Annotated in this window: 20 protein-coding genes and 1 pseudogene; 11 read left to right on the top strand and 10 right to left on the bottom strand. The window is 70.5% G+C overall.

The window, feature by feature from the left end; all coding sequences use genetic code 11:
- Positions 1-80 precede the first annotated feature (80 nt).
- The 5 genes from ACFP3V_RS11895 to ACFP3V_RS11875 form a co-directional block, all read right to left on the bottom strand.
- Positions 81-1,154 carry a serine hydrolase domain-containing protein gene (locus ACFP3V_RS11895; protein ID WP_380582815.1) on the bottom strand — a complete coding sequence of 358 codons (1,074 nt, stop codon included), beginning with the start codon at positions 1,152-1,154 and terminating at the stop codon, positions 81-83.
- A 241-nt stretch (positions 1,155-1,395) separates the two neighbouring features.
- On the bottom strand, positions 1,396-1,806 hold the full coding sequence (locus ACFP3V_RS11890; RefSeq protein WP_380582813.1) for a hypothetical protein: 411 nt from the start codon (positions 1,804-1,806) through the stop codon (positions 1,396-1,398).
- Positions 1,803-3,950, bottom strand: coding sequence for an integrase (locus ACFP3V_RS11885; protein ID WP_380582811.1), 2,148 nt, complete (start codon positions 3,948-3,950; stop codon positions 1,803-1,805). The genes ACFP3V_RS11890 and ACFP3V_RS11885 overlap by 4 nt, the downstream gene beginning before the upstream one ends.
- A complete protein-coding gene (locus ACFP3V_RS11880) occupies positions 3,947-5,665 on the bottom strand; it encodes a hypothetical protein (protein WP_380582809.1) in 1,719 nt (572 codons plus the stop codon). Before ACFP3V_RS11880 ends, ACFP3V_RS11885 begins: the two co-directional genes overlap by 4 nt.
- On the bottom strand, positions 5,662-7,197 hold the full coding sequence (locus ACFP3V_RS11875) for an integrase (protein WP_380582807.1): 1,536 nt from the start codon (positions 7,195-7,197) through the stop codon (positions 5,662-5,664). Before ACFP3V_RS11875 ends, ACFP3V_RS11880 begins: the two co-directional genes overlap by 4 nt.
- Positions 7,198-7,784: 587 nt before the next feature.
- Here ACFP3V_RS11875 and ACFP3V_RS11870 point away from each other — a divergent pair.
- The 10 genes and pseudogenes from ACFP3V_RS11870 to ACFP3V_RS11825 all read left to right on the top strand — a co-directional run.
- Entirely contained in the window at positions 7,785-8,591 is an 807-nt protein-coding gene (locus tag ACFP3V_RS11870; protein WP_380582805.1) for a hypothetical protein, read from the top strand.
- Positions 8,592-8,959: 368 nt separating this feature from the next.
- Positions 8,960-9,205, top strand: coding sequence for a pilin (locus ACFP3V_RS11865; protein WP_380582803.1), 246 nt, complete (start codon positions 8,960-8,962; stop codon positions 9,203-9,205).
- Entirely contained in the window at positions 9,202-11,052 is a 1,851-nt protein-coding gene (locus ACFP3V_RS11860) for a TrbL/VirB6 family protein (protein WP_380582802.1), read from the top strand. The genes ACFP3V_RS11865 and ACFP3V_RS11860 overlap by 4 nt, the downstream gene beginning before the upstream one ends.
- On the top strand, positions 11,049-11,987 hold the full coding sequence (locus ACFP3V_RS11855; RefSeq protein ID WP_380582800.1) for a PrgI family protein: 939 nt from the start codon (positions 11,049-11,051) through the stop codon (positions 11,985-11,987). The genes ACFP3V_RS11860 and ACFP3V_RS11855 overlap by 4 nt, the downstream gene beginning before the upstream one ends.
- Before the next feature lie 77 nt (positions 11,988-12,064).
- Positions 12,065-13,720 carry a VirB4 family type IV secretion system protein gene (locus ACFP3V_RS11850; protein WP_380582798.1) on the top strand — a complete coding sequence of 552 codons (1,656 nt, stop codon included), beginning with the start codon at positions 12,065-12,067 and terminating at the stop codon, positions 13,718-13,720.
- Entirely contained in the window at positions 13,717-16,140 is a 2,424-nt protein-coding gene (locus tag ACFP3V_RS11845; RefSeq protein WP_380582796.1) for a type IV secretory system conjugative DNA transfer family protein, read from the top strand. Before ACFP3V_RS11850 ends, ACFP3V_RS11845 begins: the two co-directional genes overlap by 4 nt.
- A 38-nt stretch (positions 16,141-16,178) precedes the next feature.
- Positions 16,179-17,144: a replication-relaxation family protein gene (locus ACFP3V_RS11840; RefSeq protein ID WP_380582794.1), complete on the top strand. Its 966-nt coding sequence runs from the start codon at positions 16,179-16,181 to the stop codon at positions 17,142-17,144.
- Between the two features lie 15 nt (positions 17,145-17,159).
- Complete coding sequence (locus ACFP3V_RS11835; RefSeq protein WP_380582792.1) at positions 17,160-18,251, top strand: NlpC/P60 family protein; 1,092 nt, start codon at positions 17,160-17,162, stop codon at positions 18,249-18,251.
- A gap of 245 nt (positions 18,252-18,496) precedes the next feature.
- Positions 18,497-19,213, top strand: coding sequence for a helix-turn-helix domain-containing protein (locus ACFP3V_RS11830; RefSeq protein ID WP_380582790.1), 717 nt, complete (start codon positions 18,497-18,499; stop codon positions 19,211-19,213).
- Positions 19,214-19,391: 178 nt separating this feature from the next.
- Positions 19,392-20,235 (top strand): annotated as a pseudogene (locus tag ACFP3V_RS11825) (tyrosine-type recombinase/integrase); the annotation flags it as partial.
- Positions 20,236-20,356: 121 nt separating this feature from the next.
- Here ACFP3V_RS11825 and ACFP3V_RS11820 read toward each other — a convergent pair.
- Entirely contained in the window at positions 20,357-21,121 is a 765-nt protein-coding gene (locus ACFP3V_RS11820; protein WP_380582788.1) for a hypothetical protein, read from the bottom strand.
- A gap of 608 nt (positions 21,122-21,729) precedes the next feature.
- Here ACFP3V_RS11820 and ACFP3V_RS11815 point away from each other — a divergent pair.
- Positions 21,730-22,035 carry a tyrosine-type recombinase/integrase gene (locus tag ACFP3V_RS11815; protein ID WP_380582786.1) on the top strand — a complete coding sequence of 102 codons (306 nt, stop codon included), beginning with the start codon at positions 21,730-21,732 and terminating at the stop codon, positions 22,033-22,035.
- A 172-nt stretch (positions 22,036-22,207) separates the two neighbouring features.
- Here the strand turns inward: ACFP3V_RS11815 and ACFP3V_RS11810 are convergent, their stop codons facing one another.
- The 4 genes from ACFP3V_RS11810 to ACFP3V_RS11795 all read right to left on the bottom strand — a co-directional run bounded on the left by ACFP3V_RS11810 (position 22,208) and on the right by ACFP3V_RS11795 (position 23,836).
- Positions 22,208-22,615: a hypothetical protein gene (locus tag ACFP3V_RS11810; protein WP_380582784.1), complete on the bottom strand. Its 408-nt coding sequence runs from the start codon at positions 22,613-22,615 to the stop codon at positions 22,208-22,210.
- A gap of 13 nt (positions 22,616-22,628) precedes the next feature.
- Positions 22,629-22,949, bottom strand: a complete 321-nt coding sequence (locus ACFP3V_RS11805; RefSeq protein WP_380582782.1) for a hypothetical protein — start codon at positions 22,947-22,949, stop codon at positions 22,629-22,631.
- Positions 22,950-23,153: 204 nt separating this feature from the next.
- Positions 23,154-23,564 carry a type II toxin-antitoxin system VapC family toxin gene (locus ACFP3V_RS11800; RefSeq protein ID WP_380582780.1) on the bottom strand — a complete coding sequence of 137 codons (411 nt, stop codon included), beginning with the start codon at positions 23,562-23,564 and terminating at the stop codon, positions 23,154-23,156.
- Complete coding sequence (locus ACFP3V_RS11795) at positions 23,561-23,836, bottom strand: hypothetical protein (RefSeq protein WP_380582778.1); 276 nt, start codon at positions 23,834-23,836, stop codon at positions 23,561-23,563. The genes ACFP3V_RS11800 and ACFP3V_RS11795 overlap by 4 nt, the downstream gene beginning before the upstream one ends.
- Between the last annotated feature and the right edge of the window lie 733 nt (positions 23,837-24,569).

Raw genomic sequence — 24,569 nt, 5'->3', positions numbered from 1 at the left:
CTGATTTGCCAGGCAGAACCTGGCCAACGGAGCGAGAGGCGCGTCGTGCGATTACGAGCACGACGATTCAAACGGACAGGTCAAGGGGCAAGCGGCGGTGTCGATTTCACTGTGACAGGTCGGTCGAGCCCGGACGCGGCGAAGGCCGCGTCGAGGAACGGGTTCTGTCGGGGGATCCCGCGGGTGACGCGGTCCCAGCTGTTCTGGTAGATGATCACCGTGCGTCCGTGGTCGGAGCGGAACGCGTAGCAGTCGACGCCGAAGTGAGTGCCGCCGTGCCCGTAGACGACGGTGCCGTTGCGAAGCGTGTACCGGGCCAGGCCCATCCCGTAGCCAAGGTCTGCGTCGGCGCTCTGCGTGCGGCGCATGGCGGCGAGCAAGTGGGCGGGCAGGAGGCGCCCGCTCAGCAGCGCGTCGAGGAAGCGGGCGACCTCCGGCGGCGTGGAGATGATGGCGCCTGCGGCCCAGCATTCCGAGGGGGTGAACTCGGTCGCGTCGACGTAGCCGGACGTCAGGTCCTGCCGCAGGTAGCCCCGGCTGTGACGACCTTCGATGTGCAGTTCCCGGCCCGGGAGATAGGTGGAGGACAGCCCCAGGGATCTGAAGATCCGCTCGTGGAAGATCTCACCCAGCGGCTGCTGCGTGACTCGCTCCACGATCAGGCCGAGAAGGACGTAGTCGGTGTTCGAGTACCGCCAGCCCTTCCCCGGCGCCCATCGGTCGGGTTGCGACAGCGCTCTGCTGATGAGCTCCTGCGGGGCGAAGTAGCGCTGCAGACGGGCGACTTCGGGAGGATCGCCGAGGACGTCCCGAACGTAGTCCGGCAGTCCGGAGCGCATCCGCAGCAGGAGCTCCACAGTGATCGCGCCGCTTTCGGGAACGAGGCCGGGGAGCAAGGCGGCGAGGCCGTCATAAAGGTGGAGCTGCTGCTCGGCGACCAACTGGAGTACCACGGTGGCCAGGTAGGTCTTGGTCACGCTGGCGATGCGGAACCGGTCCTCAGCCGTGATCACCCTTGGGCGTTCGAGGTCGGCGGTCCCGACACTGCCGGTGAACACGACGTCGCCCGCGTCTGCGACGAGGGCGAAGACCCCGGGGCCGCGGTCATGCGCCAACTCGTCCAGCGCTGTTTGCAGCAGGTCGCTGCCGTGCAAGAGGGCCTCCGAGAAGAAGTGGGTGGGGGTGTCGGCCCGATCGGGCAGGACAAGGCGAGCGCTGTCCGGCTCAGCCGAAGAGGGTGCGGGGAACCGCGGAATCTGTCGCTCATCCCGGGCCTGGGAGCATGGCAAGCTCAGCGCGGGGGCGAGTCGGTGTGATCATAGCGGCGTGACGGCTCGGTGCCCACGAAAGGCGGGGACCCCGCGCGGGGCGATGCCGGGTGTGTGGGGTGCGAGGCTATCGACTTGGTCGGCTGAGAGGGATGACGTTGTCTGGGCCAGGGCCCCGGCCTTGTGCCGTTCGAAGTTCTTCGGCGAGAACGGCGTTGGCCAGGGTGAGCTGGGTGGTGATGCGGCGGAGTTCTTCGAGCTCCCTGCGCTGGTTGCTGATCGTCTTCTTGAGCCTGATCACGGTTTCGCGGAGCCGTTTCTCGCTCTCGGGTGTTTGGTGCTTCTCCTGGCGGACGCGCTCGTAGAACTCGTTCTTCAGGTCGGGGTGTCGCCTGAGGATGGCCATGCGGTGGACCTCTGCCTCGGCGGCGAGGGCGACCACGGTGAGGGCGCCGTCGGAGCGTGCGGGTGTGCCGGCAAGGAGGCGGTCGATGGCCTCACGGATCCGGGTGCGTTCGTCGTGCTGCTGGGGGTTCACGCAGGGACCTCGGCGGTGAAGGCGGTGGCATCGTGGGCGTCGGCCGTCGCGCGGAGCCGGTTGGCAGTGCGGTGGAGCCGCGCGCGAGTGCCCTCGGGGGCTTGCCCGGCAAGCTGGTCGATCTCGTCAGCGCGCTCGCGCAGCCGGTGAGCGTGGATGTCGGCCCGGACGGCGTTTCCGCAGCCTGGTCGGCAGTCGTCGAGGGTGGGGACGCGATCGTCGGGGGTGCGGACGCACAGGGCGGTGTCGCGTTTGAACGCGCAGATCAGGTAGGCGTCGGGGTTGTCGTGCAGGACGATGCCGTCGCGGGCGAGGAAGTGGGTGGCTTGCTTGGCGAAGTTGGTCGTGACCTGCCGCCCCTGGAAGCGTGCTGCGTGGGTGATGGCGGTCAGTGCGCGCCGTGCGGCGGCGCCCGAGATCCTTTCGCCGGCCTGGATCCGGTCCCGCAGGTCGGCCGCAGTGTCAGCGGCCGCGAGTGCGGTTTCGACGTCCAGGATGCTGTGAATGCCGCGGTGGCTACGGGCGCCGTAGCCGTTGGAGGTGCGGGTGTCGAGCATCGTGCGGACGTGCCCGTACTGGATGGCGAGGGCGACCAGGCCGCCAGGGCGGCGGGCGATGTGCCAGGCGAGGGTACGGCGGAACCGTGCCGTGCCTATGGCGCCGTGGGGATCTTCCGGGACGACCTGCTCGTGCAGGCCGTGTCTGATGGCCTCGCATGTGGCCCAGAACGCGAAGGCGTCGATCCGGTTGCGCAGTGCATCCAACTTCAGCGAGCCTGCGCCGGTGCGACCGGTGTAGTTCTGGTGCCTGGCGCTGAACAGCAGTTCCCCGTCGGGGACCATGCGCTCCAGGACGCGGATGGCATGGACTACGGGAGTGATGGCGACCCAGGGGATCTCGCGTTCGGTCCCGGCGGAGAGGTGGTTGCCGTCCTCGTCGGTCACAGGTTTGTAGTGTCGGCTGCGGATCAAGTGCCGTCCCACGACGCTGTTCTCGTCAGGTTCAGGGTCGGGGCAGCAGCCGGACCGCATGCCCAGCACTTCCTGCGGACGCATGCCCGTCAGATACAGGCAGATGATCGCAGCGGCGGTGCCCAGATGCCGCATCAGTGAGGCGGCCTCGTTGAAGTCCACATGCTCGCGCCAGGGCTTCCCGTTCACCCGCCCCTTGAGGGGGACGTTCATCGGGCAGGGCCCCGGATGCCGCACTGCAAGCCGTGTAAGCCCCAACTCCCGGGTGAGGTCATCCACTTGGCCCAGGCTGGCGCCCGTGGTACCGGCGACAAAGGCCCGACCCAGGAACCACCTGCCGCGGATGAACGTGGCTGGCAACGGTGCCTGGTCGTCGAGAAGGGGAAGCACGTAGGCCTCCAACGCGGCGCGTCCCGCTGGGGTCACCCGGTTGGTCTGCGCGGCGGTCAGCAGGCGTCCGTGCTCCTGCCAGGCCGCGATGATGTCGTCGGCGAAGTCCTCCACGACTCGGATTGCCCAGATCAGCAGCGGTCCCATCACCTCGGGAGACAACGGTTCCGTCCAGTTCTCGCCGCCTTGCCGTTCGCGCAGAACGGGGAGGAAGTCGTCCGCGCCCTCGGTGTCCCACGGCGGCCGGGCAATCCCGCAAGGCCGCGCACTAAGCTGGTCGAACGCCCACAACCGGGTCAAATGGCCGAGGACTTTCTGAGCGTGCAGGCGGGTCACGCCGCTCTCCCTCCAGCGACCGCGAACGTACTCGCGCCAGGCCTGCCTGGTGCACTGTGCGAGGTCGCCGACGCCCTGCCGCCCCAGCCACCGGGCCAACCTCTGCCATTCGCGCACCGCGGCTGCAAGCTCACCCGCGGAGAGGCGACCACGTGCAGCCACGCCGCGCTGTTGCAGATGGGTGGGCCGCAGTTCTCCGTTGATCATCGTCCAGGCGATCAGCCGGAGCTGGTCGCCATACGGCTTCGGGCACTTCGACCAGTTGATCGAGCTGTGCGTGCTGCTCGGATTGTCGATCAGGGGAGCCAAACTCCAGGTGAGGTCTCGGTAGGCGGAGTTGGCCTGGCGGTTGTGCGGGTGGATCCAGCGCGCGGTGACGACGGGGTCGTCCGGGCGGGGCATCGGCAGCACGTAGGGGTCGTCGGCAGGGGCGGTGGCTGTGGTCACGGGTTCAGATCACCTTTCAGCAGCAGGCGCACCAGGGTGTGATCGGTGTCGGTCGTCCGGTCCAGGGCCGCCGCCCAGGCTCCCCCGCCGACCTTGCCGCGCAGGTCGTCGAGCCGCAGGTGGTGCTCCAGCCAGCGGGCCTGCCAGACCGGTTCGGGGAGCACTGACCGCAGGGCTTCCAACTGTTGGTGCAGCAAGGCGAGACGGGGGTGGTGGCCGGGATGGACGCGGGCGTTCGCGCAGGCGAGGCAGAGCAGGAAACTCGCCCCGCAGCCACCGTCGGGCGTCGGTCGGGGACTCGCGGACTCGCCTGCGCAGTCGGCGGTCACGGTCTCCGCGTGGCCGGGTTCGTATCGCTCGGCGAGCCGCCCGCCGAAGGCGGTGTCGAGCGCCAGCGCGAGAGCCTCCTGTGCCCCTTCAGCGATGACCTCTTGCGACTCGTGCTGCACCCGCTGGTCGGGCAGCACGTAGACCCGCTCATGGGTGCTGCGGGAGTGCTGCAGCGGCTGCCGCTGCTCGACGACCGTGGTCCGCCGGACCCGCTGGAACGGCGAGCCCGGCAGGCTGTGCGCCAGCACCCACGCCGTGACGTCGTTGTAGCCAATGCCCAAGGAGAGCGGGCCGACTGGCCGGGGCTGGTCCAGATTGCTGTGCCTCCGCCGCACCGCGCCCAGGCGGGAGACCATCAACAGGTTTGTTCCAGGGGCGAGTTGACCGGCCAGCACACGGGCGTGCCGTGTGGCCTCCAGCGCTTGGGTGATCAACCGGCCCGGAGAATCCGCGCCGGAGTCAGTGATGTACTCGGTGGAGAACCAGCGATTGGCACCACGGCGGCGCTTCTCCACCTCCACCTGGTAGGTCAGCGTCCCCGTCTCGCCGATGGACGGCGTCGCGCGGGGGGCTGGCAGGCGGTTGAACACCGACAGGTTCCAACCGAACTCTGCAGTCAGCAGCACCGCCAGGCTCACCAGCTCGATCCGGGACAAGAACAGCCGCCCCCAGGTGGAGGGCCAGCTGTTCCCGCCGAGCAGCTTGCGGTTGACCGCATGGCTGCCCCTGCGGGGGACATCGCCGGTGCGGGCGAGGTGGTCCAGCACCGCTCCCAGTCGCCCCTCCCGGCAGTTCACGTCGAGCTCGCCGGTCCGCCACCGCTCCAGCAGCTGAGTGTTCTCGTCGATCCGCAGCAGCGCCGCCCGGAACTGCCGTCGCGCGACGCTCCGCACCGCCTCGAACTCGGCCGGCTCGTAGGACTGGACGTTGCTCTGCGTCGCGGGGATGCGCCGCGCGAGTTCCTCGGCCGCCGCCCCGGTCTGCATGCGCGGGTCCAGTCGCAGCAGCATCCGGACGACGGTCAGCGTATTGCGTCCCGGGGAGGTGCCGATGTTCTTCTGCCTCCAGCGCTTGAGCACGGCCGGGGTCAGATCCTCCAGGTCATGCGGCGGCTGTTCCAGGGCTGCCAGGAATCGGGCGAAGGCCAGGAGCTGGTTCCATGTGCGCTGGGCGGAGGCGTGACTGGTCCACACCTGCGAGCGTTGGGCGAAAAGCGCGGCGAGAGAGCGCTGGAACGGTTCGGCAATGGGGAGTTGGGCGAAGTCGAACGGCCTGTGGTGTCCGGCCCGGTTGGAAACGGCGACGACCAAGCCGCCCGAGCCCAGGGGTTCCGGGCCGTGGAAATCGGCCGGCGGCAGCGACGCCTTGCGCCCGCGCCCGCTCACCTGGCCGTCTCCAGGCGGGCGTCCATGTCCACGATGCCCGAGGTCTCCCTCGCGATCCGTGCGAAGACCGCGTCCAGGTCCGCGGTCGGCCCTGGCGGCTGCTCGTCCGCGGCCGCCAGGATCGACGACAGCCGCAGGTGCGTCACCGGAGCCAGATAGATCCGCTTCGTCAGCTCCACGTCCGCGTGCCCGAGCAGAGTCTGCACCAAGAACCACGGATCCCCGAACAACAGCGCGAAGTCCCGGCGCTCCCGCGGCGTCAGTCCGTACCGCTTCTCCATCAACTCGTTCAGCACGACCAGCATGTAGAGCGCGAACGAGTGCCGCGCGGCATGCGGCGTCGCATACGGCGCGTAGGCCAGTGCCGGCTCCTGCCTGTCGGCCTCGCGCGGCCGCAGCAGCCGCTCGCATCGCACGTTGGCGCCCCGGAACACACCCTCCCAGGAATGCGGGGCCAGCGGCAGCCCTCGCTCGCTCAACCACAGCCACGCCGGCTCCGGTCCCTCCGGGCCCTCGGTGAACAACCACTGACGCTCCTGCCAGGTGAGGGCCGAGAGAGCCTGGCCGCCCTCCACGCCATTGCGGTCCACCCACCGCACCCTCGACCGCAGACCGCCCGTCACCTGCGTGATCACACGCATCTGTGGCAGTGCGTCGTACCGACCGGCCTGCTGCGCGCGCCGTACCGCCCAGGCACGCTCCGACTGCACGTAGGTCTCCACGTCCCCCAGCGCCGCGACCGAGGCATAGAAGGTGCGGTCCCTTTTCGCCCTGGTCAGCGCACCCGGTACCTGCCCATGGCAGTACATCCCTTGCCGCAACCGCTGCTGCGGCACCTCGAACGTCAACAAGGAGCCAGCCTCCTGCCGGCGCAGCCCGGAGCTCAACAGCAGCCCCACGAACGCGGTGTTGCGTGTCTCCGTCCGGGCCGACCACTCCGCCGCGGCAACCCGCGAGCGAGTCTGGCCGCGCAGACCGATGTCCATCCACAACCGCCAGGTCCGAGGCGTCAGCCAGCAGACCCGGTCCCTTCCCCCGTCCGGTGCCCGGTCGCCGGCCCGCCCCACGTCGACTGGCAGGGGGCTGACCTTCGCCCATCGGTACAGTCGCGTGAACGCTGCCGCTTCTCGATTCCACTTCGACCCGCCGACCCGGCCCGGATTCTGCGGCGCGAGACAGCGCCAGACCCGGTAGTCTCGCAGATCCCGGCGGCTCGCCTCGCGCCACCGGACGCCCCGCGACCACAGGAAGTCGAGCAGCAGGCGGATGTCGGTCGCGTAGTTCCGCTTCGTCTCCCGCTCCAAGCCGGAAAACTCCGGCGAGCGCACGAAGTCCAGCAGATCCTCATCCACCCGAAAGTCGGGCGACAGGAACACCGGGTCTCCCGGCAGCAAGCCCATCTGCGCCACCCGGCTCGGCAGGTCCTGCACGTCCGGCTCCCCGTCCTCCGGCAGCTCGCGCCAGCCCCACGGATCCGGAACCCACTCCACCCGCCAGCCGCCCACAGCAGTCCCCTTCGGCCCCTTGAACACGCCCAATCATCAGGGAAGCGAAGTGGATCTACGAGCAGGTGCCCCTGAGCTGGCGCGCGTACCAGCTGTTCCAGCGGCACCCGGTTCTGCTCGCCCGCACGGCCCGCTACCTCTTCTCCTCCAGGACCGGCGAAGCTCGAGACGGGCTGGGTGCGGCGCTCGACGCCGCGCGCGTGCGGCAGCTCGTGGGCGAGCTTCGGCTCGTGGAGGATGCCCTGGCCGGGGTTCGGTGGACCGCGCCTGTGGCTTCCCCATAGTCGGCCCGCTTCCGCACGGGCGCTACGGTCGCCACCTTGGCCCACCGCCGCGGAGCCGACTCCCAGCCACGCAAGAAACTTTTTCAAGATCTTTTGAGGCTTCTTCCTCGGCTGTCCCCTGCGCCGTCGTAACGCAGGAAAGCGCAGGTCAGCTTGCTATTGGGGAAGCGGCGACCGGTGCCGGGGCGCCGGTTTCCCCATGGCTTCCCCACGTCTTCCCGTGCCCGTCCCCACGGCTTCCCCGGCAGCCCCCCAGGGCTTCCCCACGGGCCTTGAGGCGATGGCGGCGGGCGGTGATCTCCACCGTCCGTCGATCGCAGGGAGACAGCCATGTCTGTGCACAGGTGGGAATACGTCGCGCCGGCTGCGGGCCGCGGGTTGGGGTCGGAGCCGTTGGAGACGGTGGAGCGGGAGTTCCGCCGGATCGGGCGCGAGCGGGTCGTGGAGGTGGAGGTCGGTGACCTGGGCCGGCACCTGCCGCAGCACCTGCTGGACGTGATCGAGCTGCGGGCCCTGGTGCTGCACCCGTCGACCAGCCCGCGGGACCGCGGCCTGATCTGGGAGCGGCTGACCGGGCTGGCGCTCGAGGACGGCGCGGTTGCGGAGACGTGGCGGCTGGTGGTGTGCGGGATGGTGATGCCGGGGCTGCGGCGGGCTGCCGGGCGGCTGTGCCCGCTACTGCGGGAGCACAACCTGGACCTGCAGCAGGCGATGCTCACCGGCCTGTGGGAGGCCTTGACCGGGCTGCGGCACAAGCCGGTTGCTCGGCCGGTGGCGATCCCGTCCCGGCTGGTGTGGGCGGCGGACCGAGCTGCCCGCGCGTACCGCGATGAGGTCCTGGCGCACGAGGCTCGGCGCGGCGCTGCGCTGGAGCGGGCGGCGTCGGTGCGGCAGCCGATCCACCCGGATGCGCTGCTGGCGCTGGCGGTGCGCCGCGGCGTGCTGGATGCGGCGCAGGCGGAGCTGATCGGGCGGACCCGGCTGGAGGGGGTGCCGACTCGAACGGTGGCCGAACAGTGGGGGGTGTCGCAGCAGGCGGTGGACCAGCGCCGTAAGCGTGCGGAGCGGCGTCTGACCAGGGCGATCGCCTCCGGTGAGCTGGTCTTCACCGAGGTCGAGCATCTGATCGAGCGTTGAGCGCGAGGGGGCTGACGGCGCTTTAGGCAGCGTGCAGGAGGCCCCGGGGACATCCCCCCGGGGCTGGTGAGGGCCGGGTTCGGGGTCCGCCGGGAGGCGCTGACAACTCCTTTGATCCGGCAGGACCGTCCGCTCCTTCGAAGGGAGGTGCGGGCCCACGGTCCCGATCCCCGGTTCCCTCACCGGCCCTGGGCAGGGTTTCCCGGAGTCTCCTGCCGCACTGCATCCGATGCCTCGTCACCTGGGAGTACGTCATGAAGCCTGCTGGGCAGGGCCGGTCACGCCGGCCCCCGCGAGCCGCCGTGCGGGCCGGCGCCGGCGCCGCTGTGTGCTGGTGGGGGTCCTGCGCCACGGCGTGGGGAGCTCCGGTGGTGCTGGCGGTCAACAGTGTCGACCAGACGATCGCGAACATCACCCACTGGGTGGTCGGCATGCTGGCCGGGCTGGCCACCCTGTTCCTGACGCTCGGCGGTTTGCGGTACCTGATGGCCGGCGGGGAACCGGGCGAGGTGGAGAAAGCCAAGGGCGCGCTGCGCAGCGCCGCGATCGGCTACATGCTCGCCGTGCTCGCGCCGATCATCGTCGGTGTCCTCAAGGGACTGGTCGGCGCGTGACACACCGTCAACGCCCGCTGGTCCGGCTCTGCCTGGTGGCGGCCGGGTTGCTCACGGTGCTGTTGGGTGCCGTGCACGCGGCTGCGGCGGCTCCGGTGCCGCATCCCTCCCCAGGCCCGTCTCCGGTGGGCGGCGCGGTCCGGCCGCAGCCCTCCCCCGGGCCCGCGCCCACCCCGCCCCCCGTGCACCCGGCGCCGGTCCCCGTGCCGAAGCCGAAGCCGGCTCCGCCGCCGAACGGCGGGCTGGTGCCTCCGGCGGACCCGTCCCCGACCGGCGGGCCGAGCATCTTCGACATCCCCGGCCAGGTCCGCGCGGCCATCGCGGGCTTCCTCGCCGACCTGATCCGCCCCCTGGTGACGCCGGTCATCAACGGCCTGGTCCGGCTGCTGCTGTCCACCCCGGACGTCACCCGGCTGCCGAGGATCGTCCAGTTGTGGGACGGGCTTCGGATCCTGGCCTGCTCGCTGTACACGCTGTTCGTGCTGGCCGCCGGGATCCTGGCGATGGGCCACGGCACCGTCCAGCAGCGTTGGCCGGCCCGGGAGTTGATCCCCCGGCTCGCGCTCGGTTTCCTCGCATCGAACCTGTCGCTGATGGTGTGCCATCAGACGCTGGTGCTGGCCAACGCGGTCAGCCGGGCGGTGTTCGGCGACGGCGTCAGCGCGGACGACATGGCGGCCACGCTGGTCGGCATCGTGCTCTCGGGCAACCCCGACACCGCCCCGCTGTACGCGACTGTGTTCGCTCTCGCCCTGGTGGTCATGGGCATCGCGCTGCTGGCGACGCTGATGGTGCGGATCGCGGCGGTGATGGTCTTGGTGGTCTGCGCGCCGCTGCTGCTGGCCTGCCACGGGCACCCGGCAACGGAGAACCCGGCAAGGCTGTGGTGGCGGGCCTTTACCGGCGTGATGGCCCTTCAGGTCCTGCAGTCGGTGGTGTTCCTCACCTGCGTGAAAGTGCTGCTGGACGCGGGCAACTACGGCTTCCTCGGCCTGCCGTCCAGCACCGCGCTGGTCAACCTGATCGTCCTCGGGGGCTGCCTGTTCCTGCTGATCCGCCTCCCGGGCTGGATCCGGCACCTGGTCACCAACCCCGTGCAACGGGCCACCGGCGGCAGCCGCCGGCTCGCCCAGACGATGTTGCTCGGCGCATTCGGCCTGCGACTTGGCCCCTACGCGGCCGGCGCGCACCTGGCCCGGCGGCTGCGCCGCCTCCGCCCCGCCGCCGCCCACCTGATGGCCCCTGTCGGAAACCGGGGTCCGGGCGGTGCGCCCCCGCCCGCTCCGGCACCCGCGCCCCCTCCGGGCGGCCCGGCGCCGAACCGGCCCGGCGGCGGCCGACCGCAACTGGCCCCGGCGCAGGCGGCCGGCAAAGCCGGAGGCCCGGCGGCCGCCCAAACTCCACCGTCGGCACCAGGAGCACCTCCGGGCGCCCCTGGACCGCAGCCTCGCCCCGGGCCGGGCCACGGGCCCGGCCCGGGAGTTCCCCGATACGAGTGGGGCCGGCCCCGGGTCCGCGGGTCGGCCGCCCACCTCCCCCCAGCGGCACCGGGGGCTCCCGCGCCGGCCGGGGCACCGCCCCAGCGGGCCATGGCACTTCACGGCACGCCGCCCGCACCGCCCTCGGGCCGCCCGGGACCGACCCCGGGCGCACTGCCGCCCACCCCACCCGGCACCGAGCCAGTACGCCCGCCGGCTCCGCCCCAGCCCGGCACCCCACCGGGGCGCCCGGCGCGCCCCGCGCTGCCGCCGGCGCCGCGCCGCCCGGCCCTGCTGCGGCCACCCCTCGACCCACCTGCACCCCCGCCCAAGTCCTCATCTCGCAAGCGCCGAGGAGATACGCCATGAGCAGCACGGAACGGGAGCACGCTTCATGGGATGCGTTGGTGAAGATCCCCGCCGACGTGGAGAAGCCTGACACCCTGCTCGGGCAGCTGACCGCCCGTCAGACTGCCTGGTTGGCCGGGACGGTGGGTGTGCTCTGGCTGGGCTGGCATGCCTTGCGATCCCTGGTGCCGGCGTTGGTCTACCTGGTCGGTTCGGCGCTGGTGCTGGCCGTGGTGGCGGCGGTCGTGCTCACGCGCCGCGACGGCGTCCCGCTGGAACGGTGGCTGGCCGACGCCGTCCGGCACCGCCACGCGCCGAAACGGCTCCTGGCCACCCCGCCCGGCGGGCGCCCTGCCGTTCTGCCTTCGGGGGTAGGCGGGCTGGAACTGCCAGCCGACGGCATCGCAGAGGACGGGACGCTACTGCTGGACGACGGCGGCTGCGCGGCGGTGTGCGAGGCGACCACGGTCAACCTCTCCTTGCGCACCCCGGTCGAGCAGCAGGCGCTGGTGGCCGGGTTCGGCAGTTGGCTCAACGCCCTGACCGGCCCGGTGCAGATCCTGGTGCGCAGCCACCGACTCGACCTGACTCCGCTGATCGGCCAGTTGGAACAGCAGGCGGCAGAGCTGCCTCATCCGCTGCTGGAGGACGCGGCCTGGGCGCACGCCGAGTACCTGGCCCGGCTCGCCGGGCAGTGGGAGCTGCGCTCACGCCAGATCCTGGTGATCCACCGCGAACCCGCCAGCGACCAAGCCGACGTGCTGCGGGTGCAGCGACGTGCCCAGGAGAGCACGAGGCTGCTCGCGGCGGCGGACGTCCGCACGCGCCTCCTGGACCGGCCCGGGCTGTGGCGGGTCCTCGCCCAGGCCTGCGACCCGAACCAGCCCCCCTCAGCCAGCCTGGCCGTCCCCGGTCAGCCGGTCACCGCGCTCCAGGCTGCGGGTGAGCCCCGATGATCCGCGACCTCCGCGACGTTCTCGTCCGTCCGTCGATGCAACACCGCGCTGGCGGATTGGGGTTGGGGCCGGACAGCGTGCAGATCGAACCGCGCTGCCTGGCCGTGGGCGACCTGGTCGCCGCCACCCTCCTCGTGACCGGGTATCCGGCCGAGGTCGGCCCCGGGTGGCTCGACCCGCTGCTGACCTACCCCGGCCGCCTCGACGTCTCGATCCACGTGGAGCCGGTACCGCCCGCGGTCGCAGCGGACAGACTGCGCAAGCAGCGGGCCCGCCTCGAGTCCGCCCGCCGCACCGCGTTCCAGCACGGGAAACTGGACGACCCCGAGACCGAAGCCGCCGCCCTCGACGCCGCGGAACTGGCCTGGCGAGTCGCCCGCGGCGAGGGAAAGCTGTTCCGCGTCGGCCTCTACCTCACCGTCTACGCCCACTCGCGCGAGGAACTGGCCGACGAGGTCTCCTCGGTGCGGGCCGTGGCCGAGTCGCTACTGCTGCGCGTCCAGCCCGCGACCTGGCGGGCCCTGGCCGGATGGACCAGCTGCCTGCCGCTCGGCGTCGACCAGCTGGCGCACCGCCGCACCTTCGACACCAGCGCCCTTGCCGCCGCGTTCCCCTTCTCCTCCCCCGACCTCCCGATCCCGCCCGGCCGACCGGCCGAACCGGGCGGAGTTCTCTACGGGCATACGCCGGGCGGTTCCGGGCTGCTGTTCTGGGACCGCTGGGCCCTGGACAACCACAACTCAGTCACCCTCGCCCGCTCCGGTGCGGGCAAGTCCTACCTGACCAAACTCGACGTCCTGCGCTCCCTGTTCACCGGAGTCGAGGTCCACGTCCTGGATCCGGAGAACGAGTACACCGCGCTCGCCGAAGCCGTCGGAGGCACCGTCATCCCCCTCGGCCAACCCGGCGTGCGCCTCAACCCCCTCGACCACCGGGACGACAGCCCCGACCCCGCCACCGCCACCGCCCTGTTCGCCCACACCTTCCTCGCCGTCCTCCTCGGCGGACCCCTCACCGCGGACGAGACCGCCACCGCCGACCGCGCCCTCACCACCCTCCTGCAGCCGCGGGCGGGGGCGGCACCGCTGCTGGGGGACCTGTGCGACGCCCTGGCCACGCAAGGCGGCACCGGGCAGCAGATGGCCGAACGCCTCGCCCCCTACACCACCGGCAGCCACCGCCAGCTGTTCGACGGCCCCACCACCGCCCCCACCGGCAGCCACCTGACCGTCTACGCCCTGCGAGACCTCCCCGACGAACTCGCCCCAGCCGCCATGCTCCTGGCCCTGGACCGGGTCTGGCGTACCATCAGCAACCCAGGCAACCGGCGACGCCGACTCGTGGTCGTCGACGAGGCGTGGCTGCTGATGCGGCAGGACGCCGGCGCCCGCTTCCTGCACCGCATGGCCAAGGCCGCCCGCAAGCACCACGCCGGACTTGCCGTCATCACCCAGGACACCGCCGACCTCCTCGCCACCGACCTCGGGAAAGCCGTCGTCGCCAACGCCGCCACCCACCTCCTCCTGCGCCAGTCCCCCCAGGCCATCGACACCGTCACCGACACCTTCCACCTCTCCGCCGGCGAGGCCGCCTACCTCCTCGCCGCCCAGCCCGGACAGGCCCTGCTCTGCGCCGGCCCCGGCCGCCGCGCAGCCTTCACCACCACGGCCAGCCCGGAAGAGGACCAGCTGTGCCGCACCGGCATCAACCAGCGAGCCCCGGAGACCAGTTGAACAGCATCGCGACCGGCACGGGCAGCAACACCGGCACTGGCGGCCTCCTCGGCCGCTACCTCACCCGGCCCGGTAACCCCCTCACCCAACTCGCCGGCCTTCTTCACGGATTGATGGGCGGTGGCGGATGGTGGGCAGCGGCCATCGCCGTCGCCCTGGCGACCGCGACGGTCCTCGCACGCCAGGCCTTCCACCGGCGGGCCCAGGCGAAGCTGACCGCCGGCGGCCACACCCTCGTCGTGTGGTCCCCGCCCACCGTCGACGCTGCCTCGGCCGCCGCGCTGTGGGCTCATCTGGTCGGCCTTTTGCGCCCACGGTGGCGGTGGGGCCTCTGCAAGCAGCCGCACCTCGCCTTCGAGTACGCCTTCACCACTGCTGGACTCCAGGTGCGGATGTGGGCACCGGCGTCGATTCCGGCCGCGGTGCTGCGCCGGGCCGTCGAAGCCGCCTGGCCCGGCGCCCATACCACCCCCGCCCCCGCAACCCGCGTGGACTTGGGCAAGCGGCCGGGCACGGCGACGGGCGGTGAACTGCGCCTGGCCCGCCCGGAGATCCTTCCGCTACGCACCGCGCACGAGACCGACCCGCTACGGCCGCTTCTCGCCGCCGGCCTCGCACTCGGCCCCGGTGAGAATATCCTCGTGCAGGTCCTGGCCCGCCCGGCCACCGGCCGCCGCATCCAACGGGCCCGCCGACAACTCCAGGCCCTGCGCATCGGCAGTGGAGGCAGCTCGCGCCGGCTCTCGGCGTTGCTGGACCTGTTCACCCATCAGCCCCTGCGCAGCACCCCAGGTACCAGGGATCCCGAACGCGGCGACCAGCTGCGCGCCGCCCTCACCAAGGCCTCTGGCCCCCAGTTCGAGACCCGGATCCGCTACCTCGTCACCAGCCCCGACCCCCACGCTGCCGAGCGGCTGCACGGGCGCGCGCACGCCGTCTCCTCCGCGTTCGCCGTCCACTCCGGCCGCAACTGGTACGGCCGCCACCGCCTCCGACGACCCGACCGAGCTCTGACCGAGCGTCACTTCCCGCTGCGCGGGGACCTGCTTTCGATCCCCGAACTGGCCGCCCTGGCGCATCTGCCACTCGACGAGCACGCCCCCGGCGTCCAACGCGCAGGTGCCCGCTCCGTTGCGCCCCCGAACACCATTCCCCTCCCCGGGCCGTGGACCAGACCGCTCGGGCGCGCCGACGCCGGCCTCAACCGCCCGGTCGCCCTCGCCGTCCCGGACGGACGCCATCACCTGCACGTCATGGGCGCGACCGGCTCCGGGAAGTCCACCCTGCTGGCGCAGATGGTCCTGGCTGACGCCGCTGCCGGTCGCGGTGCCCTCGTCTTGGACCCCAAGGGTGACCTCGTTCTCGACATCCTCTCCCGGCTCCCCGAGACGGCGATCGGCCGCACCGTCGTCCTCGACCCCGGCGACCACGCCCCGCCGCCGCGCCTGAACGTCCTGGAAGGCGACCGCGCCCAGGCCGACGTCGTCGTGGACAACCTCGTCGGCATCTTCCGCCGCATCTTTTCCGCCTTCTGGGGACCGCGCACCGACGACGTCATGCGCGCCGCCTGCCTGACCCTGATGACCAGCCGCTCCACCGCCGGACAGGTCACCCTCGCCGACATCCCCCGCTTGCTCACCGAACCCGCCTACCGCGCCCGCACCGTCAACGGCCTCGCCGGCACCGACCGCACCCTACGGGGCTTTTGGAACTGGTACGAGCAGCTCTCCGAGCCCTCCCGGGCCGCCGCCACAGGCCCGCTGATGAACAAGCTCCGCGCGTTCCTGCTGCGCACCTTCGTCACCGACGCCATCGCCTCCGGCCCCTCCACCTTCGACCTCGCCTCGGTGCTCGACGGCGGCATCGCCCTGGTCCGCCTCCCCAAGGGCGTGCTCGGCGAGGAAACCTCCCGCCTCCTGGGCTCGTTCGTCGTCGCGAAGACCTGGCAGGCCGCCGCCGCCCGCGCCGCCGCTGGCGAGCACGCCCGCAAGGATGCCGCCCTCTACCTCGACGAGGCCCACAACTACCTGACCCTCCCCTACCCGCTGGAGGACATGCTCGCCGAGGCCCGCGGCTACCGCCTCTCCCTGGTCCTGGCCCACCAGAACCTCGCCCAACTCCCAGGCGACCTGCGCGAGGGCATCTCCGCCAACGCCCGCAACAAGATCTACTTCAACGCCTCACCCGAAGACGCCCGCCAACTCGAACGCCACACCCAGCCCAAGCTCGGCGCGCACGACCTCTCCCACCTCGGCGCCTACCAAGCCGCCGCCCGCCTCGTCGTCCGCTCCGCCGACACCCCCGCGTTCACCCTCGCCACCACCCCGCTGCCGCCCCGCATCCCCGGCCGCGCTACCGCCGTCCGCACCGCCTCCCGCGACGTCTACGGCCCCACCAACCGTCGCCAGAAGCACAGTTGAGATCGGAGAGACCCCGTATGGCCCACCGCTACCGTGCAGTGCCAGCTGTCACCATCCGCCACGCACCCCAACCTGCTGCCACAACCGGGAGGCGCCGGCGCACCCCGCTCACCGCCCTCGCCGCCCGGCTCACCCCGCGCGACCTGTGGCTGCTCGACATGCTCGCCGAGCACACCGTCCTGACCACCCACCACATCACCGCCCTCGCGTTCACCGGCCGCCGCTCCGCCAACCGCCGCCTACACGCCCTCCACCAGCTCGGACTCCTCGACTCCTTCCGGATCCGCCAGCCCATCGGCTCCGGCCCCGAGCACTACGTCCTGGGCCACCTCGGCGCCCAGGTCCTCGCCGCCCGCCACGCCACCACCCCACAGGCCCTCGGCTGGCACACCGACCAGGCCGGACGCGTCGCCTACCACCCCGAACTCGCCCACGACACCGGCGCCACCGGCTTCCTCGCCGACTACGCCGCCGACGGACAGCTGGACGCCTGGTGGGGCCCTGCCCGCTGTGCCCGCGCCTGGGGCGACCTCGCCCGCCCCGACGCCTACGCCCGCCACGTCCCGACCAGCGACAAGGGTGAGGCGGTGGGGTTCTTCCTCGAGTACGACACCGGCACCGAACCGCTCACCCGGCTCGCCGCCAAGCTCGACGACTACGCCGAACTCGCACGCGCCACCGCCACCCGCCCCCTGGTCCTGTTCACCCTCCACAGCCACCGCCGCGAAGCCCACCTCCACCAACGCCTGGCCGGCCACCCCGCCCTCACCGATATCACGGTCGCCACCAGCAGCCGCGACACCCACGACTCGGCCCCGGACGCCGCCTGGCTCCCCGTCGCCCTCCCCTCCCACCGCGCCCCGCTTACTGAACTGGCCAGGCTATGGCCCGACAGCCCCGTCACCGACCCCGGGCAGGCGGTGTCCGACACCCACCTCCTGCCCGCGCCAACACCTCTGCCCCCGAAGGACGTTGACGCCCAGCCGCTCCTGCGCAACACCTGACCACCCGGGGCTCGCATGACCACGTCCTCCGCCCCGGTCCGCGCCACCACCACCGCTGCCGCGGGCTGCGGCGCCGCCCTGCTCCTGGTCACCGCCGCCCTGGTGGCCGCGATCAGCGCCGCCGTCACCCTGGCCACCGGCGGCATCGGCATGCTCTTCATGGGTGGCCCCGGGCCCAGCGGCAGTACCCTCGCGGGCATCCCACCGCGCATGCTCACGCTGTATCAGCAGGCCGCCGCCACCTGCCCAGGACTGCCCTGGACCGTCCTCGCCGCCATCGGCAAGATCGAGTCCGACCACGGCCGCGCCCCCAACCAGACCTCCAGCGCGGGCGCCGTAGGCCCTATGCAGTTCCTCCCCGCCACCTTCGCCGCCTACGACCACCCCATCCCGCCCGGCGGCGCGAACCCGCCCACACCCTGGGACCTGGTCGACGCCGTCCACGCCGCTGCACGGCTGTTGTGCGCCAACGGAGCCCGCAACGGCAGGAACATCCCCGGCGCCGTCTATTCGTACAACCACGACCACGCCTACGTCAGCCAAGTCCTCACCCAAGCAAGGCAGTACGCCACCACGGCATCCGAGGCGGAATCGCCGCCAGGAGCGGCCGAGCGCGCCCTCGCCTACGCTCGCACCCAGCTCGGCGTCCCCTACCAGTGGGGAGCCGAATCCCCCGGCCGCGCCTTCGACTGCTCCGGCCTCACCCAAGCCGCCTACGCCGCAGCCGGCATCCACCTCCCCCGCACCGCCCAGGAACAGTACGATCGGGGACCACTCCTCCCAGCCGGAAGGCCGATCCAACCCGGCGACCTCGTCTTCTTCGGAACCAGCACGAGGCACATCACCCACGTCGGCATCGCAGTCTCCCCCACCGACATGATCGACGCACCCCATACCGGAGCCGTGATCCGCCAGGAACGCATCAACCCGAGCGCGTTCGCGGGAGCCACGCGTCCTGGCGATTCGGTGCCGGTCCCCGCGAACTCGCTCCTCAGGCCGCTACCCGGCTCAGAACGGCAGGCGGCCGCAGCACCACGCGTACTGGTCCTGGACGACTTCGCCCTCAAGAAGGTTCACGGAGAGGAAGCCCCTCTCGGCGACGGGTGAAAACTGACCGCTGAACGGCGGGCGGGTTCAAAGTGGGTCACGGTTCAGCCGCCGCCGACACGGTGAAGCGGCCACGGCCAAGTCCGCCGCCGGACACGACGCCCTGCCCGCGCAGGCCCTCCCGGGCGACTTGACAGAAGCGGGCAGGCAGAGCGAGCAATGGACGCGGCCCGAACCGGCGGTGCGCACCGCCCGGGCTCCCCGGCCGGGGACCTTCCACCACGCCACACCCCTCGGGAGGCCCCATGTCCACCGACGACCACTCCGCACCCGGCAGCCCCACCATCGCGGCACTCGCCCGCGCCCTGGCCGACCAGCCCGGATCCACCGTCGCCGCCCTCGCCCTGGCCGCCGGAATCGGCCGCTCCACGGCCGGCAAGCTCCTGGCCCAGATGGAACGCGCCGGAGCCGCCCGACGCGACCCCGGCGGACACGACGGAACCCGCCGACTGGCCGACCACTGGCATCCCGCCGCCACCGATCCCGCCCCAACGACAGACCAGGTGCCGCAGGGCCCCGTTGAGACCCGCACGTCTCCCGAGCCCTCCGGCCCCAGTGAGTCGGCCGCCCTGCCCGCCGAGGCCTCAAGCAACGAAGCACCCATCTCCGGCCCGGAGGGCTCCGGCGACCAGTCCCGTCCGACCGCTCCTGCGAAGCCCGCCACCTTCACTGGCCCCTGCCCCACCTGCGGTCACGTACGGCGCCCCTCCACCCGAAACACCAGCGTGAATGGGCGACTTGGCCAAGGCCAGCTGTACGACCTGGTCCTGCAGCACCTGCACGACAACCCGGGCAAGGAGTGCACGGCCACCGGGATCGCCAAGGTGATCGGCAAGTCTTCCGGCGCGATCGCCAACGCCCTCGCTGCCATGGCCGGACGCGGCGACGCCGCAATGACCTGCGCGGCCCCGCGCCGCTACCAGGCCGTCCAGGCCAACGGCCCTACCGTACAGACCGACTGAACTGCTGGTGGGCCGCCCTGCGGGCGGCCCACCGCCGCCCAGTCGGCTTCCGACCGGCGCAACTCCCGCCGCATAGACGGCAGGGCACGCCTAGCGGCGGACAGCGGGTCGCCGGACGGCGCGGTCCACCCGGCCGACTTCAGTGGCTCAAGCGGTCGGCTCCGCGCGGCCAGCCGCCTGCTGCGCGCTCGGCCGGTGCTGCCGCAAGCGGCTCTCCCCGCTGACGCTCGCCTACATCCACTCCGTGCTCAAGTCCGCCCTGGAGCACGCCGTCCGGGAGGAGGAGATCCCGCGCAACGTCGCGCGCAACGTCCGCACCGGCACGCCCCGCCCCCGCCGCTTCAACCCCCTCACCGCAGAAGAGGCCCGGCAGTTCCTCGCCGCCGCCCAGGGCCACCGGCTTGCCGCACTGTTCGAACTCGCCCTGCGCACCGGGCTGCGGAGGGGCGAACTCCTCGGTCTGCACGGCAAGACCTCGATGTCGACGGCGGCACCGCCAGCATCCGCCGCACTCTCCAGCGCACCGCCAGCCAGGGGCTTGCCTGCCTGCCTACCAAGACCATCAGCTCCGAGAGGCGCATCGCCCTGCCGGCCTCCTGCGTTGCCTCGCTTCGCGCTCACCGCGAGCGGCAGGTCGAGAGCGAGACCGGGCCGGCTCGGACTGGCAGGCCAGCGGGTACGTCTTCGCCCGGCCAGACGGGCACCCGATCGAACCCGCCACCCTCAGCCGACACTTCAACCCCCTACTCCGCGACACTCACCTGCGGCCGATCCGGTTCCACGACCTGAGGCACTCGACCGCAACGCTACTCCTGGAGCAGGGCGTCGAGCTCGTCGCCATCAAGGAGCTCCTGGGCCATGCACACATCGGCTTGATCGCGACGGTCTACGCGCACGTCCGACTCCGCCTCCAGCGCCAGGCCATCGACCTCCTCGGCCACGCCCTCGGCAACCTCGACCAGCCACTTCCCGAGCCCGATGACGGCGATGAGCCGGCGCCTCGTGCAGCACCCGTCCGCTGACGTTGCCGTCAACTACTGCCGTCAAACACCACGAAGGCTACCGGTGATCCATTCCGGTGGGGCCTCGCCATTCATCCGTATAGCGTTCCAATACCAGCCATGTAATGAATAACGAAGGAACTCATCGAGACTCTGCACGCCGAATCGCTTCACTGGCAATCTCGACACAATGCGCGTCCAAGTTAGCCGGAATCGAACCTCGCAAATTCTCTGCAATGAATTCACCAAGTTGCTCACATCTCTCCATAGAGAGGCCTGGAGAAAGCCATCGCATCCACTGGACAATGACGCTAATGCGGAATACCATAATCGCCTCAGTGCGATCCGGCTTCACTTCTGCTGGAGCAGACCAGACTACCTTGATCGCGGCAGCGAGGCGAGAAGTCGGCAAATCATGAGCAGACAAGATCAGCCCCAACTCATCGGCCTTTCCGAGCCTTGAGCCAGAAGATCCAATAACACCCGGCAATGGATTGCCCTCGATAGCCGTCAAGTCCGTAGCGTCTTCTCCCAGATCGAGCATGACATCAATACGCGATGCTTTACCGGGATCATCAACGGAGATGAGCACTCGATGGGGACCAGGGGTTCCAATTCGCTGAACATAGGCAGCAGTCCCGAGGATGTCACCTGCGCCAATGGCCCCATCTTCAAGGGATAGAACACCGTCGAAAACTGTAGCCCCCTCACCTGGACCCACCTTGCTCCAGAGTCGGACACGGACCGGGCCGACCTGAGCACGCGCCGCAATCTGCACGTGGCTTCCCGATGCTGCCACTGGAGTTCCCAGCAGCTCAAGCACCTCATCCGGCGGCAGCGTCGATCCGATTCGAATGACGCGATGATTCAAGAAGGTGGTCGCGCTACCATCAGCATTTTCAACCAATCATTGGATTGCAGCTATACAGAGCCTGCCCGGCCCGCATCCTACGCGGGCCGGGCAGGCCTCATCAACTACCCCTCAATATGATCCGGTAGGAGTTCAGCCAACATATCAACGGCGCTTGGTATCCTGGCATGCCGGGGAATGTCGGGTCGTGATATCCGTGACCTCGTAGCAGTTGCTGCGCCTTCTGCATCCCAGTAGCTTGCAAACCACTACAGCTCTCGCAATGCGGGTATAGGTTGCGTGGCATCTCGACCGGCCCAATTCCCGTAGCTGGCTCGTGATCGCCGGTCATCGTCGGGCTTGTCCCACCGCACGAATGGCAAACCTACCCCTGCGTTGCGGCGCTTTCTTCTCCTGACACAACGGGGCCCGACGCCGGCGCCGAAATTCGACATCCGCCGAACCCTCCAACACGCCCGCCGGCGGCGGCACCGTCCTCTACCCACCAAGACCCTCGCCTCCGAACGACGCATCGCCCTCCCCGACGCCTGCATCACCGCCCTGACCCAGCACCACCGCGCCCAGCAGGCAGAGCGCCGCGCTGCGCTGCGGGGGACGACTGGCACGACTCAGGACTGATCTTCACCACCCCCGACGGCAGTCTCTTGCTGCCAACCTCGGTCACCGCACACTTCCGGGTGCTGCTCGGCCACGCGGGCGTACGCCGCACCCGATTTCACGACCTCCGACACACCTGCGCCACCCTGCTCCTGGAACAGGGCGTCGAACTCGTCGTGATCAAAGACCTCCTCGGACACGCGCACATCTCCATCACCGCCGAGATCTACACACACGTCCGCCTCCGCCTCCAACACGACGCCATCGAATCCGTCGGCAACGCCCTCGCCGATCCCACCGACCACGGCCCCGAAGACGACGAACCCCCAACTTGTGGGATCACCGTCCGCTGACGGTGCCGTCAGCGTTGCCGCCAGACCGCCCCACGCACCACAGTGGCCCCACCGGAAAAAATCCGGTGGGGCCACTGGCATGAGGCAGAGCGACGTGTCTGCGCGATCCGGATGCTCCGCCTAAACTTCAATTGCTAACGACAGGGAAATTGCACCAAAGAGGCACTTGATGCTACATCCCAATAAACCGAGGATGATACTCAGGCCGACCGCAGGTGAGAATCCGGCGAAGCTCATTAAGCAGCTCGGCCATATCGACATCCTCTGCCGTTACACGAAACTCGTACTCAGAGTCCCGCAAACGAAGGTCCCGAACCGCCCCCTCGGTGAAGGAAACTCGGATCACATTCCCATGAGCCTCAATTTCCCGCACGCAGCCAAACCGAGTGAAGCCGCCCTCATTCGACACGCAGTAGCTCTCGCCCTCCGGCCAGTTGCTGCCTTCATCAAATTCGTTCCTCCGAAGGTCGCACTGAAAGTGGAAGGCTTGACCGCCACCATCGGCGGACTCTGCGAACCCCACGAGGAGAAGGGGAGGATGCTCTTCAATACCGGCCGCCTGGGCGACAAACGAGATCACAACAATCTCCTAACTACCCGGCCCTCGCCACCAAAACTGCCGGACTCCACTCTCGTCCACCCAGGTATAAACCCAGTTCGCCCGTCACCCAGTAAGGCCAGGGAGATCCCGCCGCGCGAGTTGCACGAGCCTCAGTGTGGGTGGCCATGCCACCCTTCCACTTCCCCTGGGCTGCCTCTTCGGGCGTCCTATCCCCTGCCCAATATGTGGCCGGACCCTCTTCTCCAGGAGCGGCTCCACGAGCGACTCCATTGGCATCGTAAACCGTCACCTTTGCAATATGGTTCGGAACACAATTCGTATTGTGGACCAAGATCGGCACAGATCCGGCCATCACATAGTACGTGTGAAGCGCGACTCCTTCCGACCTGTGGTTTCCCTGGTCAGGGCTCGATTTGACAGGGGTTCAGCGTCCATGCTTGTCCGCTGACGTCCGCCGGCGTTGCTGTCACAACTGCTGTCAGAGGTCTAAACCGATCGGTCTAGACCAGAATTTCGGGAATTCAGTCCCCGGGCTTCCGCGAGGCGCGAGATCGCACTACGGCAGCAGAGTCAGCGCCGCGACGTGCTTCGGGCGGATCGCACGGAAGTGGCGATGATCGAGGGTGGCGACGCGGTCCACGCCGTAGCGTTCAGCGACCGCGATCACGGAGGCATCCACCGAGCCGAGCGGGAAGTCCGCGTATGTTCGGACGAGGTCGGCCATCCGCGTCATGTCGTCGGCGGTGAGGTGGACCAGCTCGAAGGCCCCGGCGGCGACGGTGTCGAGGAAGGCTGCCTCACGTTCGGGCCATCGTTCCAGGAGCCAGCACACCTCGGTGACCACGGGGCTGGGCAGCAGGCACCGGCCCTTCAGCGTGTGCATGAACGCGGCGCACTCGGCATGCCGGTGGTCGTCCTCGTCCAGGGCTGCGAACAGGGGGCCGGTGTCGAGGACGGTCGTGATCATGCCCAGCGCTCGCGGCGCTGGCGCATACGCTCGCGGATGTAGTCGTCGTGGTTCTCGGCCATGTCGCCGCGACCGGAGGAGACGCTGCCGATGAGGGCGAGGAAGCTCTCGGGCAGTCCGCCTTCCTCCGCCTCCTCGCTATCCTGGACTTCCTCGGCGACCTGGGCGAGTTCCTCGTCCTGGCTGATGATCAGCCGAAGCCGCCGCACCTGGGCCGGGGTGAGCCGGTCCACCAGGTGGTGCATGTCCTGGTAGTCGAACGCCTCGCTCATGCTGCTTAGTCTGGCACGCGAGGCCTCGTGCTGTCTGCGGTATTCCTGCTCGTTCACCCCCTGGTGCCGCGAGATGCCCACCGCGGGGGTTGGGGGGACCTTGGGCCGGGGACCCGTCCGGTGTGGGGCCGGTCGTGGTCCGGGGGCCATACGCTGGCCCGCGAAACGGGGCAGGTCCTTGGGCCTGCCCGCTTTTCTGCCCCGTGGCCCCCGGGGTGCGGCCGGCGCGGGTCCCGCGCCGGGCGGGTGGCTCAAGGTGCCCTCGGCCCCCGCCCCCGGCCCGCTCCGCAGCGAGCCCTGCCTCGTCAGTCCGGCACGAGTCCGGGGATGGGCTGGTGGTTCTCGGCCGGGGTCTGGTTGGCGATGGTGTGGGCGTGCGCCGCCAGGCCGCCCGGTGCGCGGGGGCCCGGCTGGCCGCAGCGGCCAACAACTGTTAGCGGCGGCAGGCCGGGCGTACGCGCACACNNNGGCGGGCGGCGGCGCGCGGCCCGCGCACGCGGGCCGCTCTTGACCACAGTAGAGAAACTCTGAGCACGACCACCGAGCCCGAAGCAGGGCGGACGAAGCCGGATGATCGCTGCGGAACCGGCACGGGTGCGGGAGCCGAGCGTGCCGTGGGACAGCCGTTTCGGCCGCGGACCTCGTCGCCCCGGAAGCGGACCCTGGCTGCCTCAGGGCGGATTCGAGCGTCGCCGCGCGCCCTGTGTCCGCCGTTCGGGTGACCGGCCTCCGA

Origin of the sequence: Streptacidiphilus monticola, from assembly GCF_042658505.1 — a bacterium.
Taxonomy (GTDB): Bacteria; Actinomycetota; Actinomycetes; order Streptomycetales; family Streptomycetaceae; genus Streptacidiphilus; species Streptacidiphilus monticola.
The sequence above is the reverse complement of the archived record's forward strand: the minus strand, read 5'-3'. Positions and strand labels throughout refer to the sequence as shown.